This is a genomic window from Alistipes sp. CAG:268, from assembly GCA_000434235.1.
Taxonomy (GTDB): domain Bacteria; phylum Bacteroidota; class Bacteroidia; order Bacteroidales; family Rikenellaceae; genus Alistipes; species Alistipes avistercoris.
Window position 1 is genome coordinate 23037 of record FR891969.1, and the last position, 16953, is coordinate 39989.

Sequence of the window (16953 nt, forward strand, 5' to 3'; positions counted from 1 at the left end):
GAAGGGCAGGCCGTCGAGCGGCGCGAGGTCACGATCGGCCTGTCGGACGGCGTGAACGTCGAGATCACCGGAGGCATCACGGCCGACGACCAGGTCCGCGGCGCCCGCATCGATACCAAATAACCGCAACCCCTATCCTGCCATGAAAACCCGCATCGTCGCGGCATGCGCCGCCGTCTGGCTCGCCGCCCTGCCGCTCCGCGCACAGCAGACCGATCCGTCGCCCGCAACCCCGGCGGCTCCCGCCCCGGGAACTCCGTGGACGCTGGCCGACTGCATCGCCCACGCCCAGCAGAACAACACCCAGGTGCAGCAACGGCAGCTGCAGGTCGAACGGAGCGACATCGAGCTCTCCACGGCCCGCTACAGCCGTCTGCCCGACCTGAATGCCTCGATCGGCGGCGACGCCTCCTTTGGACGCGCCCTGACCAGCGACAACACCTACCGCAACAACAACCAGACCTCGGGATCTCTCAACGTCTCCGCATCGATGCCCCTGTTCCAGGGCATGCGGATCAACCACCAGATCAAGGCCGGGAAACTGGACCTGGCTGCCGCCATCGAGGATCTCGAACGGATCCGCGAGGATGTGGCGATCAACGTCATGACGCTCTACCTGCAGGTGCTCTACAGCAAGGAGATGGTCGGCGTGGCCGAACGCCAGCTGGAGCTGAGCACGCAGCAGGCACTCCGCAGCCGCGAACTGGCCGCCGCCGGCAAACAGCCCGAATCGGCCGTCTACGAAAGCGAGGCGCTTGCAGCCAACGACCGCATGACGCTCACCCAGTCGCGCAACGACCTGCAGCTGGCGCTGCTCGACCTGAGCCAGGCGCTCAACCGCGAAAGCGCCGCCGGATTCGACATCGTCGAGCCGGTGCTCGACAGCGTGGCGCTCGAAACGCTCCACCACCTCGGCAACCCCGATGCGGTCTACGCCTACGCCGCCGAAAACCGACCCCACATCCGGGCCGAGAAGCTGCGGCTCGAGAGTTCGGAGCACGCCGTGGACGTGGCCCGCTCGGCCCTCTACCCGACCCTCTCGCTCTCGGGAGGTTACGGCACGGGGGTATACAGCGCCGACGACTCGAAGTTCTGGGCACAGATGCGCCACAACAGCCGGGAGTATGTCGGCCTGTCGCTCGGCATCCCGATCTTCAACCGCCGCGCCACGCGCAACAACATCCGCACGGCACGCATCGCCGTGCGCAGCCAGCAGCTGGCCGTGACGGAGGCCGAACGCGCCCTGCGCAAGGAGATCGAACAGGCGTGGTACAACGCCGACGCCGCCTATGCCAAGTACCGCGCGGCCGACGCCGCCTTCGCTTCGGCCGAGGTGGCCTTCAGCTACGAACAGGCGAAAGCCGAAGCCGGCCGCTCGACCGTCTTCGACTTCAACGACGCCAAGACCCGCATGGAGAAGGCTGCGGCCGAAGCCGTGCAGGCCAAATACGAATTCGTCTTCCGTTCGAAGATCCTCGACTTCTACCGCGGCGAACCGCTCCGGCTCTAACCACGGTCCCATCCCCCGAGCGGAGACCCCGATGCAACGCTGCAGGCCGGGGTCTCCGCTCCGTTTTTACCCGGTTCGAAGACGGAAAGCGCACTTTTCGGTGCCGAAAGGCGGCAATCCGGAAAATTTGACCTACTTTTGCAGCGATTTACAGTACGCATCGGATGGAATGGCTTAAAGCGCTCCTGGTCGAACATTCGGCCCTGCAGGCCGTCGTGGTGATCTCGCTCATCTCGACGATCGGCATCGGTCTGGGCAAGATCCGCTTCTTCGGTATCTCGCTCGGCTCGGCCTTCATCTTCTTCGTGGGCATCCTCGCCGGACACTTCGGGCTGTCGCTCGACCCCTCGATGCTGATCTACGCCGAGGATTTCGGACTGATCATCTTCGTCTATGCCCTCGGACTGCAGGTCGGACCGGGTTTCTTCAGCTCGATGCGGGCCGACGGGCTGCGCCTCATCTCGCCAGCCATCGCCGTCATCCTGCTCGGCACGGCGCTTGCCGTAGCCCTGAGCTACGCCTTCCGGGTCCCGATGCCCGACATGTCGGGCATCCTGTGCGGCGCTACGACCAACACCCCGGCCCTCGGTGCAGCCCAGCAGACCCTCCAGCAGATCGGGCTCGACACGAGCGGCGCCGCATTGGGATGCGCGGTGACCTACCCGCTGGGCGTCATCGGCGTCATCCTGGCCATCGTCGTGATGCGCAAGCTGTTTGTCCGCCCTTCGGACATGCCGGGACCCGACGCCGAGCACAAGAAGAACATCTTCATCGCCAGCTACCACCTCACCAACCCGGCCGTCTTCGGCAAGAGCGTCCACGAGATCGCCTCGGAGAGCCACCACCACTTCGTCATCTCGCGGCTGTGGCGCAACGGGCAGGTATCGATCCCCACATCGGACCGCACGCTCGAGCAGGACGACGTGATCCTGGTGATCACCAACCGCGAGGAGGCCGACGCCCTGCGCCTGATCTTCGGCGAGCAGGAGCAGAAGGACTGGAACAAGGAGAATATCGACTGGAACTCGGTAGACGGGCAACTCATCTCGCAGCGCATCCTCGTCACCCGTCCCGAGATCAACGGCAAGAAACTCGCCTCGCTGCGCCTGCGCAACAACTACGGCATCAACATCAGCCGCGTCTACCGTTCGGGCGTACAGCTGCTCGCCACGCCCGACCTGCGGCTGCAGCTGGGTGACCGGCTGACGGTCGTGGGCGAAGCCCAGGCGATCAAGAACGTGGAGAAGATCCTCGGCAACGCCGTAAAGAGCCTCAACGAACCCAACCTCGTGGCGGTCTTCATCGGGCTCATCCTCGGACTGACGCTCGGAAGCATCCCCATCGCCATCCCCGGCATCTCGATTCCCGTGAAACTGGGACTGGCCGGAGGTCCGATCATCGTGGGCATCCTGATCGGCACGTTCGGTCCGCGTATGCACATGATCACCTACACCACCCAGAGCGCCAACCTCATGCTGCGCGCCCTGGGTCTCTCGATGTACCTCGCCTGCCTGGGGCTCGACGCCGGAACGCACTTCTTCGAGACGGTCATGCGCCCCGAGGGGCTGCTGTGGCTGGGGCTCGGATTCCTGCTGACGTTCGTCCCTGTGGTGATCGTCGGCGTCATCACGATGCGGATACTGAAGGTCGATTTCGGCTCGCTCTCGGGACTGCTCTGCGGGGCGATGGCCAATCCCATGGCACTCAACTATGCCAACGACACAATCCAGGGCGACAACCCGTCGGTCTCCTACGCCACGGTCTACCCCGTCTGCATGTTCCTGCGCGTGATCGTCATTCAGGTGATGCTGATGCTCTTCCTGTAGCGGACGCACATCCCGACGAAACGGCGGAAAGGGGCTCGGCCGCCGCACGCAATCCGGCCAGATCGCCGCTCGAGAGATTCTGGAAGACCCTCAGGTCGAAAGCCGGGATCACGGCCAGCACATGGTCGAAGACGTCGGACTGGATGCCCTCGTACTCCTCCCACACCACCGTATCGGTAAAGAAATAGAGCTGCATCGGCAGCCCGGTCTCGGTCGGCTGCATCTGCCGCACCATCAGGGTCATGGATCGGTTCACCGGAACCTCCTGTTGAAGATAGCGTACCAGATAGGCACGGAAAATGCCCAGATTGGTCTGATGCAACCCGTTGATTCTCCGCTCACAGGCCGCGATTCCGTGCTCGGCGTTGTAGCGCTCGATCCGCTGCTCGGTCCGATCGATGTAGTCGCGGATCAGGTCGATCCGGCGGTAGCGGTCCAGCATTTCGGGCGTACAGAAGCGCACGCTCGTCATGTCGATCGAGACCGAGCGCATCACACGCCGTCCTCCCGACTGCTGCATGCCCCGCCAGTTCTGGAACGAATCCGAGGTGAGCAGATAGGGCGGCAGCATAACGATCGTGTTGTCCCAGTTGCGGATCTTCACGGTGGTGAGCGACACCTCCTCGACCGTTCCGTCAGCTCCGTACCTGGGGACCGAAATCCAGTCGCCGACCTGCAACATATCGTTGGCTGACAGCTGGATACCGGACACAAATCCCATAATGCTGTCCTTAAAGACCAGCATCACGATCGCGGCCGAGGCCCCCAGACCGGTAAGCAGCAGTCTCGGCGATTTGTCAATGAGAATCGATACGACGAGAATGACACAGATCAGAACAGCCGTTCCCTGGGCAGTCTGCCGCAACCCCTTGATCGGCTTGTTCTGCCAGGCCGGGCGCGATGCGGCGATGTGGAAAAAGGCATAGAGCAGGGCATTGATCAGCCGGAAGATCGAGACCACGACATAACCCTGCATCAGCCGCAGGACGATGGTCCGAACCTCGGAACGCTCCTCGAAAACCACCGGCAGCACGACGGCCAGCAGGATGGCACTCAATACGTGGCAGACATTGCGCAGGACCCGGACGCTGAAGAGCGCATCGTCCCATCTGGCACGGGTACGTTCGACAAACCGCCGCACGTTCCGCACCAAAAGCAGCCGACAAAGGAAGTCGAAAAGCACGGCGAAGAGAATGACCAGCAGGAAGGCGACCCAGCGGTCCCAGCCGCCGGAATCGGAGGAGACACCCAGCCAGCCGAGCAGGATGTCGGTACCACGTTTCAGAATCGATTGCATGCTCCTCCGCCCCGCAATTACCGGGCCGGAAGCGGCATTCCGCTACGGAAAGAGCAACCCGATCTCCCCCTCGAAATTGGGTGTGAAGATTCCCTTGCCCACGGAACCGAGGATCTCCTCGCGGCTCCAGAAGCGGCCTCCGTCGAGTTCGTCACTCGGACATACCGTCCCGTCATAGCAGGTACGGTGGACGTAGACCAGTTCGTACTCGCGCTCCGAACGAAAGGCGTAGACCGCAATGCGTTCGGGAGTGAATTCCGTCACGCCGATCTCTTCGCGGACCTCGCGACGCAACGCCTCCTCGACCGTTTCGCCGTAGGCGACGTGCCCACCGACGGCCGTATCCCACCGGCCGGGTTGAATATCCTTCCAGTCGGGGCGCCGCTGCAGGTAGAGTTCCCCGCGGGAGTTGAACAGATGCAGATGCACGACCGGGTGGAGCAGCATCGAACCGCCGTGGCACTCGCCGCGCGTGGCGCTGCCGATGACACGGCCCGACGGATCGACTACCGGGAAAAGTTCCTGTGCGTTATCGCTTTTCATCTCTTGATCTCAAGATATCTTCACCAGCCTACAGAGCCGGGCCCGACTCGCGGGGCTGGCCTACCTCATAGCCCAGCGAGCGCATCCATTCGACGGTGGCGGCATCGACCTGATCCGTACGGTCGGACCAGCGTCCGGCCTCGGAGAGGGACTTCTTGCGCTGCTCGAGGGCCTCGCGCAACGGGAACGACGGGTGCGGCAGGGCGCTCTTCTCGGGCCGCGGTGCGGCAGGACGCTCTTCTCGGGCCGCAGCGTAGGCCGGATCCGCCGGTCGAAGACATCTCGCTGCGACGGACGGCGAGCACCCTCCCATCGGAAGCCCTTGAGGAAGAGCTCCTGGTCGGCCGGAAGTTTATCGATCGGATAGAGGTTCCAGACGGGATCCTGCCGGTAAACGATCGTCACGACCTGCTTGCCCTCGATGTAGAACGAACAGTCGCCGCTCTCGATGAAACCCACGTCGGTGATCTGGGGCGGTTCGCCGTCCTGCATGTAGTAGATCGTCTGCGCGTTGCCGTTCACGTCGTTGCGGTAGATCTCGTTGTTGCGGAAATAGGAGGTCATCTCCTTGCCGGCCACCTGGTTGTAGTGCGTCGTATCGAGCTGGGCCACCATCATCGGCGAACCGACGAACTCGGCGCGCGCCAGCTGTTGCCGCTCGGTGTAGATGTCCATCACGTCGGAGGTCACCTGGTTGCTCTGGTTCCACAGCACGGGGTTGATGTAGAGGTGGATCGTCGAGTCGGTGCTGATCGAGGTCATCGAGTCGCAGACCGACTGGAAGTCGGAACGGTAGATCCGCACGTCGCGATAGCCCTTCAACAGGCGGTAGATCGAATCGCGGGGGGCCTCCGGTTGCTCCACATCGAGCGAATCGGCCGTCAGAAGCGAAAGGCTGTCGGCCGTCAGCGAGTCGGTTGCCAGCCGGATGAGCGAATCCTGCTCGACGGCATTCTTCTCCAGCAGCGAATCGATCTCCTGCAGGGCCGTGGAGTCCACCGGGACGGTCTTTCCCTTGCGCGCCGCACGGGCCTGACGCGCCCTAAGTTTCGACTCGGCCTTGAGCCGGCGAGCTTCGAGGCGCTTCTCCTCGCGCTCCTTCTGGGCCATGAGCTTGGCCGTGGCCTTCTGCTGGCGGCGCTCGGCGATCTCGTCGAGTTCGGCCTTCCGGGCCTTCTCCTTCGCGGCTTTGGCCGCCGCACGGGCCTTGCGTTCCTGCTCCTTGAGATAGGCCTTGCGGGCATCGCCGACCAGTGTATCGAGCGGATCGATTGCGGGCGCGGAGAGCGAGTCGGAGCCGACAGGATGCTGCGTCGGCAGCGAATCGGCCGGAACGGCCTCGCCGGGCAGATCGGACTCGGAAGCCGGCAGATCGGAAGCATCGGGAAGTACGGCGTCGGGAACCTGGCTGTCGGAGGCCGTCTCCGCATCGTCCCCGGACGGGACGGGACGGTTCCCGTCGGCAGCGGCCGTCGGGACATGCTCCGCATCCGCCTGCAGACCGAGAGCCGCCAGCGAATCGGCCCGAGCCTGCTCGGCGGCGCGACGCTCGGCGGCACGGCGTTCGGCCGCCTCGTTGATCGTGAAGAGGTACATCGTATCGGCCCGCATGAAGAGCGAGTCGCCCTGCGAACGGTCGTAGCTTATGGCCGAGGGACGGTCGGTGAGCAGCGCATTGCCCGGCTCCTTCCAATACTCGCCGTACTCGCCGAAGGCCAGCACCTTGTGCTCCGTATCGTCGAGCTGGATGTCACGGCGCAGGATGACGTGGTTGCGCATGCGGTAAAAATCGATGCTGTCGCTCCACATCTCCTGCTTGTCGGTAAGCAGGTAGCCGTTGCGCGTCACAATATAGAGCGTATCGGCCTTCTCGTAGGCCCCGCGGTCGGCGTAGAGGTAGTCGCCGTCGCGGTTCCAGATGTTGGTCCGGTCGTAGAAGAAAGCGTTGTCGGTGGCCATGTTGTAGACCACCGAGTCGCCCGTAAGTTCGTACTCGTCGTTGCGCATCTCGACCCGCTCGACCGCAATCAGCTCCTTCGTGTCGGCATAGTAGTAGCCGCGCACCGATTCGAGCAGGTTGTCGCGGTTGGTCAGCACGCCCCCGCCGCCGAACTCGCCGATGTTCTCCTTCGTGTTGAAGAGGAATTCGTAGGTATAGAGCGTCGCGTCGCCGTCGATCACCTTCACGATGTCGGAATAAACCCGCGCCTCGTTCCGGTCGCCGTCATACTCGGCCCTGTCGCCGTAGATGTAGGTCGTATTCTTGTTGATGAGGACGTTGCCGAAGAACTCGATGCGTGTGTCCGAATAGCGGACGGCCGAATCGCACGTGATCACCGCACCGTTGTGCTGTGCGGCGAAGTTGCCCACCAGGAATATCGCCGTATCCCCGGGAGCCACGGGGCCCATCAGGTCCGACTTGAGGTCGATGAGTTTCTTCTCGCCCTCCTCCCCGTCGGGAGCGGGCATGCCGCTGCGGGCGGACAGGAAGCCGACCGCAGCCGAGAGGCAGATGGCTATGGACAGAAACCTACGCACCCCGACGTTATTTCACCCAGTGTTTGTTCTCGAACTCCCCGTTGCGGTATTCGGGATCGATGAAGACGTACATGCCGTCGATCTTCTTGGTCAGCCACTCGCGGAACACACGTTCCTGCTTGTCCTGCAGGGCCATCTCCTCGAGTCGGAGGTAGTCTTCGTTGAGCGAGGCCGGATGCGTCGGAATCACCTCCACCAGCTTGACGATCTTGCCCAGCTGGTTGCCCAGCAGGTCTTCGGTCAGGAAGGCATCCGACACCTCTCCCGGCTTGAGACGAATCAGCGCATTGTAGTCGTCGAGGCTCTTGAACCGGCCGAAGTCCTCCTTGAGGAACTTCGTGACGGTCAGCTTGGCATCGAAGGCCTGGTAGCGCTCCAGAATATCGTGGTTCGAGACGATGCCCCCGTTCATCTTCGAGGCCGCATCGTCCGAGAAACGGAGCGCCGCCTTCTCGAACGTGATCGAATCCTTGTGGATCAGGTCGGCAATACTGTCGAGCTGGTTGAGCGTCTCGCCCAGTTCGTCGCTCGTATACTCGGGACGCAGCAGGATGTGCCGGAAATGGTAGAGCTGGCCGCGCTTGTCGAGCAGCTGGATGATGTGGAAGCCGAACTGCGACTCGACCACCTCGGAGATCTGCCCGGGCTTCATCCCTTCAAGCGTCTTGGCGAAGGCCTCGTCCAGACCGGCCAGCGGCGTGGGGTCCATCTCACCGCCGCGAAGCGCCGTGCCATCGACCGAATACATGCGGGCCAGGTTGTCGAATCGCGCCTTGCCCGTAATGACCCGCTCACGCATGTCGAGCAGCCGCTCGCGCGCACGCTGCTTGGCCTCCTTCATCGACTTGGGGAACTTCGTGATCTGCGCGTAGACATACTGGTCGGCGATCGTCGGCAGGCTGTCCTTCGAGAGCGACTTGTAATAGCGCTCTACCTCGCCCGGGATCACGGTCACCTTGCTCACCACCTCGCGCTGCATGGCGCTGGCGTAGGCCTGCTCCTCGTAGCGCTGGCGGAGGATCTCGCGGATGTTGAAGATGGCCATGTGCTGCTTGGCCTCGAGTTTCGAAATCGAGCCCTCCATATCGACCATCTGCTGCACCTGATCCTCGACCTGCGAGAGGATATCGTTGCTGTTGATCTCCACCGAGTCGATCTGCGCCTGATTGTAGAGCAGTTTCTGCGTCATGAGCGCCTCGAGCGCCTCGTTCATCGGATCGCGGTCCGAGGTGTAGCCCTCCTGCCGGCGCTGCTCGACGAGCTGACGCGCATAGTCGGCCACCTCGGAATAGACGATCGACGAGCCGCCCACGACGGCCACTACCTTGTCGAGCATCACCTGACGGCGCTGGCCGACCACCCCGGCCGCCAGCAGCATCAGGGCTGCCGCCAATATCCCTTTTTTCAACATTTTGCCTGTTTGCGTTTGTTTAGGTTATTTTTCCTTGTTCGGTTCCTTGTTCGGTTCTTCATCCGCCTCGTGGTCGCGGCCGTAAATCCGGACGTCGCCATCCTCACGAGCCTGTGCGTCCAGCTCCTCCTCGTGCCGGCGGATGATCTCGCTCTGGCGCCGGTTGAAGAGGATCCGGCGGATCGTCGGCCGCAGCCGCTCGAGCGGAATGGGCTCCCCTTCGCGGCGCACCTCCAGGATCTGGAAGTAGTAGCGCGAATGGCCGTCGCGCATCTCCTGCACGACCGTCGTACCGAGTACCGAGTCGTAGTTCTGCGAGCGCAGCGTCGGCAGGTAGCTCAGGAACTCCGGGAAGTCGATCCACTGCTCGCGGAAATCACTCACCTGAAAGTCGTTCTTGGTGCAGATGTCGCGGAAATCGCGCTGCTGCGCCTCCGAAGAGGAGGCCATCGCCGTCTTAAGCTTGGCCGCCTGCCGGTAACCCAGGTCGAAACGGACGATACGGCCCTTGACGATGGAGCGGTCGAGCCGGAAATCGGCCTTGTGCTCGCGGTAGTAGGCCGAGATCTCGTCATCGGTGAAGACCGTGTCGATCGAGCGATCGACATAATACTGGTCGAGCTTGCGGATCAGCAACGCCTGACGGTACTCCTCGACCATGCGGTCGATGTCGTCGGCCGACGAGGAGAAGAGCACCTCGGCCTCCTTGAGCTTGAGCTGCTTGACCACCCAGCGGTCGATGTACTTGCGCATAAAGGCCGCACTGTCCTCGCCCGAGAGCCCCTGCGGCACGACCGAACGCAGGTCGCGCATGCGGAGCTCCCGGTCGCCGGCACGGGCGACGGTCTCGTCGCTGGTGAAATAACGCGGCAGCTCCCGGCATCCGACCAGCAGCAAGGCACCCACCGCGACCGTTATTTTCGCGCGCAAATTCATATTCCGAAGGGCAAAGATAGCCTTTTTACTCGTAATTAACGCAACATGGCGGCGTTTATTACGCAGCAGCCCGATTTTTCTCCGCCTCCTTGATCCGGCGCAGCGCCAGAAGCATCATCCGGCCCGAAACGATGAGCAGCGCCACGGCGACGACATAGACCGCCACGTAGACCACCCGGTTGTGGATCAGATCGATCAGCAACGTGTTGGCGTGTCCGGTGATCATCATCAGGTAGGCCACGGCATTGTTCATCGCATGGAGGATCATCACCGACCAGAGCGAGTCAGTCGAGATGTAGACATAGCCGAGGATCAGTCCCACGACGAAGGCGTTGATGACCTGCACGGGCTGCAGGTGCATCACCCCGAAGAAGAGTGCCGAGACGAGCCAGGCGAGCGTCACGCCGTAGCGGGCACGCAGCGTCCCGAGCACCAGCCCGCGACAGATCAGTTCCTCGAGGACGGGGGCGAAAAGCACGAGCATGAGCAGCGTCCAAAGGCCGCGCCCGACGTTGAGCGAAAGATCGGGGAGCTGCGCCAGCAGGGGTTCGAGCACCACGCCGGCGGCGCAGATCAGCACGAAGCCCCACAGCAGCAGCGCGGGATTGAGCCCCCGCGTCGAGAAGCGGGCCCAGCGGCCGCGTCCTCCGCGCGCGCGACGGTAATAGAGGAGTCCGCCCAGCGCCGCGGCCATCGAGACGACGTAGACCACGGCATTGAACCGTCCGAGCGCCTCGGGCGCCATCGCCTTGAAATCGGACCCGGGGACGGCAAACTGCAGGAACAGCATGCCGAGCAGCCCGATCACGACCTGTGCCCCGAGCACCACGCCCAGCATGGCAAACAGGTCGCCGATGGTCGGGAACTTCCGCTCGGGGAGTCCCTGAGGGGCCGTCCTCGCGGCGCCGCCCGTCCGCTCCTTCGCCGCTTCGGCTGCCGCATCCTTCTTTGCGCCGGAGGCCGGAGCCTCCACTCCCGATGCCTGCCCGACCTCTTCCCGGCCCGTTGCCGGGGCCCCGCTGCGTCCGGCGGAATGCAGTTCCGCCCGATCCTCCTTTTTCGCTTCCATAGTCTTGCTTAAAGTCAGTTCATTCCGTGTCCAAAGATAGTGCAAGCCCCCGGCAAAAACAAATTTCCCGACACGCAATTTTGCACGACGATTGCGGAATTCCATTTAATTTCATTAAATTTGCCTGCTTATTATACGCATGAACGAAATTATGGCAAAGGTTATCGCATTAGCCAATCAGAAGGGCGGCGTGGGAAAGACCACCACGGCCATCAACCTGGCGGCATCGCTCGCCCTGCTGGGCAAGAAGGTCCTGCTGCTCGATGCCGACCCGCAGGCCAACGCCACCTCGGGACTCGGGTTCGACATCAACCTCGAGGGCATCTACGAGTGCATCGCCGGGCTGAAGCAGCCCGAGGAGGTGATCCTCGCAAGTGCAGACGTGAAGAACCTCTGGCTGCTGCCCTCGTCGATCGACCTGGTGGCCGCCGACACGGAACTGCCCAAGATGGAGAACGCACACCACGTGATGAAGCGCATCGTCGATGCCGTGCGCGGGAAGTTCGACTACATCTTCATCGACTGCTCCCCCTCGCTGGGCTACACCACGGTGAACATCCTCACCGCGGCCGACTCGGTGCTCATTCCCGTGCAGTGCGAATATCTGGCCCTCGAGGGGCTCTCGAAGCTGCTCAACACGATCCGCAAGGTCAAGAGCGGCCTCAACCCCGACCTCGAGATCGAGGGATTCCTGCTGACGATGTACATGCGCAACCGTCTGAACAACCAGGTGGTGAACGAGGTCCGCGAACACTTCGGCCCCCTGGCCTACGACACAATAATCCAGCGTAACATCCGTTTGGGTGAAGCCCCCTCGCACGGAAAACCCGTCATGCTCTACGACGCGAGCGCCGTGGGTTCGGAGAACTACCTGAACCTGGCCCGCGAATTCCTCAAGCGCAACCGGAAACGTCCGGCGGCGCAGAAATAGACACTCCGCCACCGACCTCCGGCGAGCGAAGAGACGCAAATAAAGCACACAAAGATATGAAACAGAAGGGATTAGGACGCGGCCTGGACGCGATTTTCGGGAGTGATCCGATCGACGTCAAGCTCAAGCCGATGAGCGAGATGGCCGAGATCGACATCGCCGACATCATCCCCAACCCCACGCAGCCGCGCACGCAGTTCGACGAGGAGGCGCTCGACGAACTGGCCGACTCGATCCGGCAGCTGGGCGTCATCCAGCCCGTCACGGTCAAAAGGACCGACGGCGGAAAGTACATCATCATCAGTGGCGAGCGCCGCTGGCGGGCCGCACAGCGCGCCGACCTGAAGAGCCTGCCGGCCTACATCCGCGAGGTGGACGACGAGAACCTCCATGCCATGGCCCTCGTCGAGAACATCCAGCGCCAGGACCTCAACGCCATAGAGATCGCCCTCGGCATGCAGCGGCTCATCGACGAGTGCCACCTGACGCAGGACGCCCTCTCGGAGAAAGTGGGCAAGAAACGGTCGTCGGTATCGAACTACCTGCGCCTGCTCAAGCTCCCGGACGAGGTGCAGCTGGCCCTCAAGGAGGGGCTTATCTCGATGGGCCACGCCAAGGCCATCGCCGGCGCCCCGGCCGAACAGCAGCTGCGCGTACTGAAGCGCTGCGTCAAGAAGGGGCTCTCGGTCCGACAGGCCGAAGAGTTGGTCCGCATGCTGAGTGAAACGCCCGCACAACCCGCACAGCCCGAAGAGGAGGAGTATCCCGAAAGCTATTCGCGGCTGGTCGAGCTGCTCGAGCCCTGCTTCTCGCAGGAGATCTCGATCAAACGGACGAAAAACGGGGGCGGACGCATCGTCATCGGTTTCTCGGACGACAAGGACATCGAACGTTTCATCGAACGTTTCTCGCAGCGTTCCTAACGAATGGCAATGGCAGGTCTCCGGTTCAAACTCCTCGTACTGCTCGCAGCGTGTACGCTGTGGCTCCCCGCCGAAGCGCAGCTCCACCGCGGCGCCCGCACGCTCGTGCGGGGCGGTCAGTTCGAAAAGCCGGACTCGCTCCAGCGCCAGCGCGACTCGCTGCGCGTGGCGGAGATCGCCCGGCAGATCGACTCGATGGCCCGGGCCGACTACGCCGCCGACTCGGCAGCCGTCGCCTCGCTGCGCACCGACGACCTCCACCTGCTCGACTCGCTGGCCGAAGCCCGCTTCGCCGCGGCCCGGCAGGGGATCGACACCACGACCCGTAGGCCCGCACCCCGCAAGCGGTGGTTCATGAGCGACTCGATGTCGCTCTCGAAGGTCTGCTGGCTCTCGACCGTCCTGCCCGGATACGGACAGGTCTACAACAAGCAATACTGGAAGCTGCCGATCCTCTACGGAACGGTCGGCACGGGACTGGCCCTCTTCATCAACGAAAACCGCAAGTTCAAGCCGCTCAAGCGCGCCTACGACGCCTACACGGACGTGAGTCTCTCGCGCACGCCCGAGCTCGACGCCCTGCAGACGAAGATGATCCGCAGCAACACGCGGCGGCAGCTCTACCTGGGCATCACTATCGCCTCGTACATCTATTTCATCGGCGACGCCGCGGTGAACTACTCGACCAACGACGTCTCGAACGTCAAGAAGGCCACGACGCTGGCCTGCATCTTCCCGGGCGCCGGGCAGATCTACAACCGAAGCTACTGGAAGGTGCCGTTCGTCGTCGGCGGATTCGCCTCGATGATCTACTGCATCGACTGGAACAACCGCGGCTTCCAGCGCTTCAAGAAGGCCTACAACCTGCTGGCCGACTACGAGCAGCATCCCGACAAATACCCCAACGGCCCCACCGACGAGTTTCAGGGCCGCTACTCGGCAAGCTACATCAAGAACATGCGCGACAACTTCCGCCGCAACCGCGACCTCTGCATCATCATCTCGGGAGCGCTCTACGCCCTGCAGATCATCGATGCCCACGTTGATGCGCACCTGAAAGACTACGACATATCGGACGACCTCACAATGAACCTCGAACCGCTGGTGGACTATCCCTACATCCCCAGCATGAACGCCAACCGCCCGGTATTCGGGTTCAACATGAGTCTCAAATTCTGAACATGAAAAAGCTCCTGACCCTCGCGCTGCTCATCGCCGTCACGGCCTCGGCCTCGGCCCTCGACCGCAATCCCCGCAAAAAGAGACGCGACCGCAAGAAAGACCGCACCGAACAGACGGCCCAGCCCGCACCCGTTGCACCCGCCGTGCAGCCCGTAACCGACACGCTGCCCGAACCCAAACCCGAACCCGAGCCGCAGCAGACGGACCTCTCGCTGGGCTTCTCGCCCGAGCAGGCGGACTCGCTGGTGGCCGTATGGCAGGAGCGGCAGCAGCTGGAGTCGTTCGTGGAGTTCTTCGACCAGTTTGTGCTGGAGGACTCGACCGCCATGGCCACAGCCATCGCTGCCGACAAGACCCCCGACTCGGTATACACGCGCCGGCTGCGCGACCTGGCCTCGCCGATCCCGCTGGCCTACAACTACATCGTCAAGGGATACATCGACCGATACATCAGCCCCCGCTACCACACGATCAGCCGCATCCTCGGCCTGTCGCAGTACTACTTCCCGATGATCGAGGAGGAGCTGCTGCGCGCCGACCTGCCCATCGAGCTGCGCGCCCTGCCGATCATCGAGTCGGCCCTCTCGGCCACGGCCGTCTCCCCCGCCGGAGCCGTCGGACTGTGGCAGTTCATGCCCGCCACGGGCAAGAGCTACGGGCTCGAGATCAACTCGCTGGTCGATGAGCGCCGCGATCCGGTGCGCGCCACCGAGGCGGCGTGCCGCTACCTGAAGGACCTCTACGCCATCTACAACGACTGGACGCTGGCCATCGCCGCCTACAACTGCGGTCCGGGCAACGTGAACAAGGCCATGGCGCGCTCCGGCGGCAAGACCTTCTGGGAGATCTACGACTACCTGCCCCGCGAGACACGCGGCTACCTCCCGGCATTCATCGGCGCCTCGTACGCCTACACCTACCACCGGCTGCACGACATCGAACCCGAAGCGGCCCCCATTCCGCTGGCCGTGGACACGGTGCGCATCGACCACCTGATGCACTTCGGGCAGATCGCCTCGACGATCGACCTGCCCGTGGAGACCCTGCGGCTGCTCAACCCGCAGTACAAACTCGACATCATCCCCGCCACGACTCGCAGCTATACGCTTGTGCTCCCGCAGCGCAACGTCTCGCAATACATCGCCCACGAGCAGGAGATCCTGGCCAAGGACTCGATGTACCTGAAGGAGTACATCAACCCGGCCAACATCGAAAAGAAACGGCAGGAGCGCAGCGGAACGGTCTACGTCGTCAAGAAGGGCGACACGCTGGGCCACATCGCCCGCAAATACCACGTGACCGTCTCGCAGATCATGCGCTGGAACAAGATCAAGAGCGCCAACAAGCTCCGCATCGGCCAGCGGCTCCGCATCGAAGGCAGATAACGGCATCCATGATCCCCGACCACGATACGATCGTCGCGCCGGCCACCGCGCCGGGCGGAGCCATTGCCGTCGTGCGCGTCAGCGGCACGGAGGCCCTGGCGTGTTGCGACCGCATCTTCCGCGGCCGGGAGCCACTTGCCGCAGCCGCCGGATACACGGTGCACTACGGGACCGTGGAGGAGGGCGACCGCACGATCGACGACGTGCTGGCAACCGTCTTCCGCGCCCCGCACTCCTATACGGGCGAGGACTCGGTCGAGATCTCGTGCCACGGCTCACGGTACATCGTCGCGGAGATCCTCCGCCTGCTGCTGGCCGCCGGGGCCCGGATGGCCGCGCCGGGCGAATTCACGATCCGCGCCTACCTGGCCGGAAAGATAGACCTCTCGCAGGCCGAAGCCGTCGCCGACCTGATCGCCTCCTCGTCGCGGGCCGACCATGCGCTGGCCACGAACCAGATGCGCGGAGGATACTCGGAGGAGCTGGAGGGGCTGCGGGACAAACTGCTGCAGCTCACCTCGCTGCTGGAGCTGGAACTGGACTTCTCGGAGGAGGATGTCGAGTTTGCCGACCGCACGGCGCTGCGCGAAACGATGGAGCGCATCGGCGGGGAGATCGACCGCCTGCGCAACTCCTTCGCCTTGGGGAACGCGATCAAGGAGGGCGTCGCGGTGGCGATCGTAGGGGCTCCGAACGTCGGGAAATCGACGCTGCTGAACAGGCTGCTGAACGAAGACCGCGCCATGGTTTCGGAGATCGCCGGAACGACGCGGGACGTCATCGAGGAGCAGGCCAACATCGGCGGCGTGCGGTTCAGGTTCCTCGACACGGCGGGCATACGCGCTACGGGTGACCGATTGGAACGGATGGGCATCGAGCGCACGATGGAGAGCATCCGCCGGGCACAGGTGGTCATCCGGCTGCTGGACGCCCGGGATCTGGAGGGGGACATTCCCGCCGCGGAATTCACGCTGCGGCAGGAGCAGCGGCTGCTGACGGTCATCAACAAACTGGATGCGGCGCCGGAGGGGTTCCGCCCCATGAAGGGAACGATCGGCATCTCCGCCAGGCGGGGCGACGGGATCGAGGCATTGTGCCGGGCATTGCGGGATGCCGTGGACACGGAGGGGGTCTATCACGGCGAGACGGTGGTTTCGAACAGCCGCCACTACGAAGCCCTGACAGCAGCCCGACAGTCGCTGGCAAGTGCATTGGAAGGATTGGACCGAGGGCTTCCGGCAGACCTGCTGAGCGAGGAGATCCGCCCCGTGATCAGCCGCCTCGGGGAGATCACCGGCCGTGGAGCCATTGCTCCGGACGAGGTCCTAGAGAACATCTTCTCAAAATTCTGCATCGGAAAGTGATGGCTTGGAAATAGCCATAAGCAACCATAACCATTTAG

At 63.2% G+C, this 16953-nt stretch carries 13 protein-coding genes; 7 read left to right on the forward strand and 6 right to left on the reverse strand.

The window, feature by feature from the left end:
• Positions 1-142: 142 nt before the first annotated feature.
• Both QZL63_RS00990 and QZL63_RS00995 read left to right on the forward strand, forming a co-directional pair.
• Positions 143-1510 carry a TolC family protein gene (locus QZL63_RS00990; RefSeq protein WP_022307490.1) on the forward strand — a complete coding sequence of 456 codons (1368 nt, stop codon included), beginning with the start codon at positions 143-145 and terminating at the stop codon, positions 1508-1510.
• Between the two features lie 164 nt (positions 1511-1674).
• Positions 1675-3336, forward strand: coding sequence for a putative transporter (locus tag QZL63_RS00995; protein WP_022307491.1), 1662 nt, complete (start codon positions 1675-1677; stop codon positions 3334-3336).
• Here QZL63_RS00995 and QZL63_RS01000 read toward each other — a convergent pair.
• The 6 genes from QZL63_RS01000 to QZL63_RS01025 form a co-directional block, all read right to left on the reverse strand.
• On the reverse strand, positions 3305-4633 hold the full coding sequence (locus tag QZL63_RS01000; RefSeq protein ID WP_022307492.1) for a mechanosensitive ion channel family protein: 1329 nt from the start codon (positions 4631-4633) through the stop codon (positions 3305-3307). The two genes, QZL63_RS00995 and QZL63_RS01000, sit on opposite strands and share 32 nt — an antisense overlap.
• Before the next feature lie 42 nt (positions 4634-4675).
• A complete protein-coding gene (locus QZL63_RS01005) occupies positions 4676-5176 on the reverse strand; it encodes an NUDIX hydrolase (RefSeq protein ID WP_022307493.1) in 501 nt (166 codons plus the stop codon).
• Positions 5177-5236: 60 nt separating this feature from the next.
• The gene (locus QZL63_RS01010; RefSeq protein ID WP_022307494.1) at positions 5237-7714 is read right to left on the reverse strand and encodes an OstA-like protein; all 2478 of its coding nucleotides are present in this window, start codon (positions 7712-7714) and stop codon (positions 5237-5239) included.
• A 7-nt stretch (positions 7715-7721) separates the two neighbouring features.
• Entirely contained in the window at positions 7722-9125 is a 1404-nt protein-coding gene (locus QZL63_RS01015; protein WP_022307495.1) for a peptidylprolyl isomerase, read from the reverse strand.
• Positions 9126-9149: 24 nt separating this feature from the next.
• Positions 9150-10031 carry a hypothetical protein gene (locus QZL63_RS01020; protein WP_365946763.1) on the reverse strand — a complete coding sequence of 294 codons (882 nt, stop codon included), beginning with the start codon at positions 10029-10031 and terminating at the stop codon, positions 9150-9152.
• 88 nt (positions 10032-10119) lie between these two features.
• A complete protein-coding gene (locus tag QZL63_RS01025; protein WP_290585432.1) occupies positions 10120-11130 on the reverse strand; it encodes a CPBP family intramembrane glutamic endopeptidase in 1011 nt (336 codons plus the stop codon).
• 151 nt (positions 11131-11281) lie between these two features.
• Between QZL63_RS01025 and QZL63_RS01030 the strand changes: the two genes are divergently transcribed.
• The 5 genes from QZL63_RS01030 to mnmE are packed head-to-tail and all read left to right on the forward strand — an operon-like array spanning position 11282 to position 16915.
• Positions 11282-12061 (forward strand): ParA family protein, encoded by a 780-nt coding sequence (locus tag QZL63_RS01030; protein WP_022307498.1) that lies wholly within the window; start codon positions 11282-11284, stop codon positions 12059-12061.
• Between the two features lie 56 nt (positions 12062-12117).
• Positions 12118-12984, forward strand: a complete 867-nt coding sequence (locus tag QZL63_RS01035; RefSeq protein ID WP_022307499.1) for a ParB/RepB/Spo0J family partition protein — start codon at positions 12118-12120, stop codon at positions 12982-12984.
• Positions 12985-12993: 9 nt separating this feature from the next.
• Positions 12994-14163: a DUF5683 domain-containing protein gene (locus QZL63_RS01040; protein ID WP_022307500.1), complete on the forward strand. Its 1170-nt coding sequence runs from the start codon at positions 12994-12996 to the stop codon at positions 14161-14163.
• Between the two features lie 2 nt (positions 14164-14165).
• Positions 14166-15551 carry a lytic transglycosylase domain-containing protein gene (locus QZL63_RS01045; RefSeq protein ID WP_022307501.1) on the forward strand — a complete coding sequence of 462 codons (1386 nt, stop codon included), beginning with the start codon at positions 14166-14168 and terminating at the stop codon, positions 15549-15551.
• A gap of 8 nt (positions 15552-15559) precedes the next feature.
• Complete coding sequence (mnmE, locus tag QZL63_RS01050; protein ID WP_022307502.1) at positions 15560-16915, forward strand: tRNA uridine-5-carboxymethylaminomethyl(34) synthesis GTPase MnmE; 1356 nt, start codon at positions 15560-15562, stop codon at positions 16913-16915.
• Positions 16916-16953 lie beyond the last annotated feature (38 nt).

Coding starts and splice junctions, on each gene's coding strand:
- QZL63_RS00990 (WP_022307490.1), top strand. CDS start 143: ATGAAAACCCGCATCGTCGCGGCATGCGCCGCCGTCTGGCTCGCCGCC.
- QZL63_RS00995 (WP_022307491.1), top strand. CDS start 1,675: ATGGAATGGCTTAAAGCGCTCCTGGTCGAACATTCGGCCCTGCAGGCC.
- QZL63_RS01000 (WP_022307492.1), bottom strand. CDS start 4,633: ATGCAATCGATTCTGAAACGTGGTACCGACATCCTGCTCGGCTGGCTG.
- QZL63_RS01005 (WP_022307493.1), bottom strand. CDS start 5,176: ATGAAAAGCGATAACGCACAGGAACTTTTCCCGGTAGTCGATCCGTCG.
- QZL63_RS01015 (WP_022307495.1), bottom strand. CDS start 9,125: ATGTTGAAAAAAGGGATATTGGCGGCAGCCCTGATGCTGCTGGCGGCC.
- QZL63_RS01025 (WP_290585432.1), bottom strand. CDS start 11,130: ATGGAAGCGAAAAAGGAGGATCGGGCGGAACTGCATTCCGCCGGACGC.
- QZL63_RS01030 (WP_022307498.1), top strand. CDS start 11,282: ATGGCAAAGGTTATCGCATTAGCCAATCAGAAGGGCGGCGTGGGAAAG.
- QZL63_RS01035 (WP_022307499.1), top strand. CDS start 12,118: ATGAAACAGAAGGGATTAGGACGCGGCCTGGACGCGATTTTCGGGAGT.
- QZL63_RS01040 (WP_022307500.1), top strand. CDS start 12,994: ATGGCAGGTCTCCGGTTCAAACTCCTCGTACTGCTCGCAGCGTGTACG.
- QZL63_RS01045 (WP_022307501.1), top strand. CDS start 14,166: ATGAAAAAGCTCCTGACCCTCGCGCTGCTCATCGCCGTCACGGCCTCG.
- mnmE (WP_022307502.1), top strand. CDS start 15,560: ATGATCCCCGACCACGATACGATCGTCGCGCCGGCCACCGCGCCGGGC.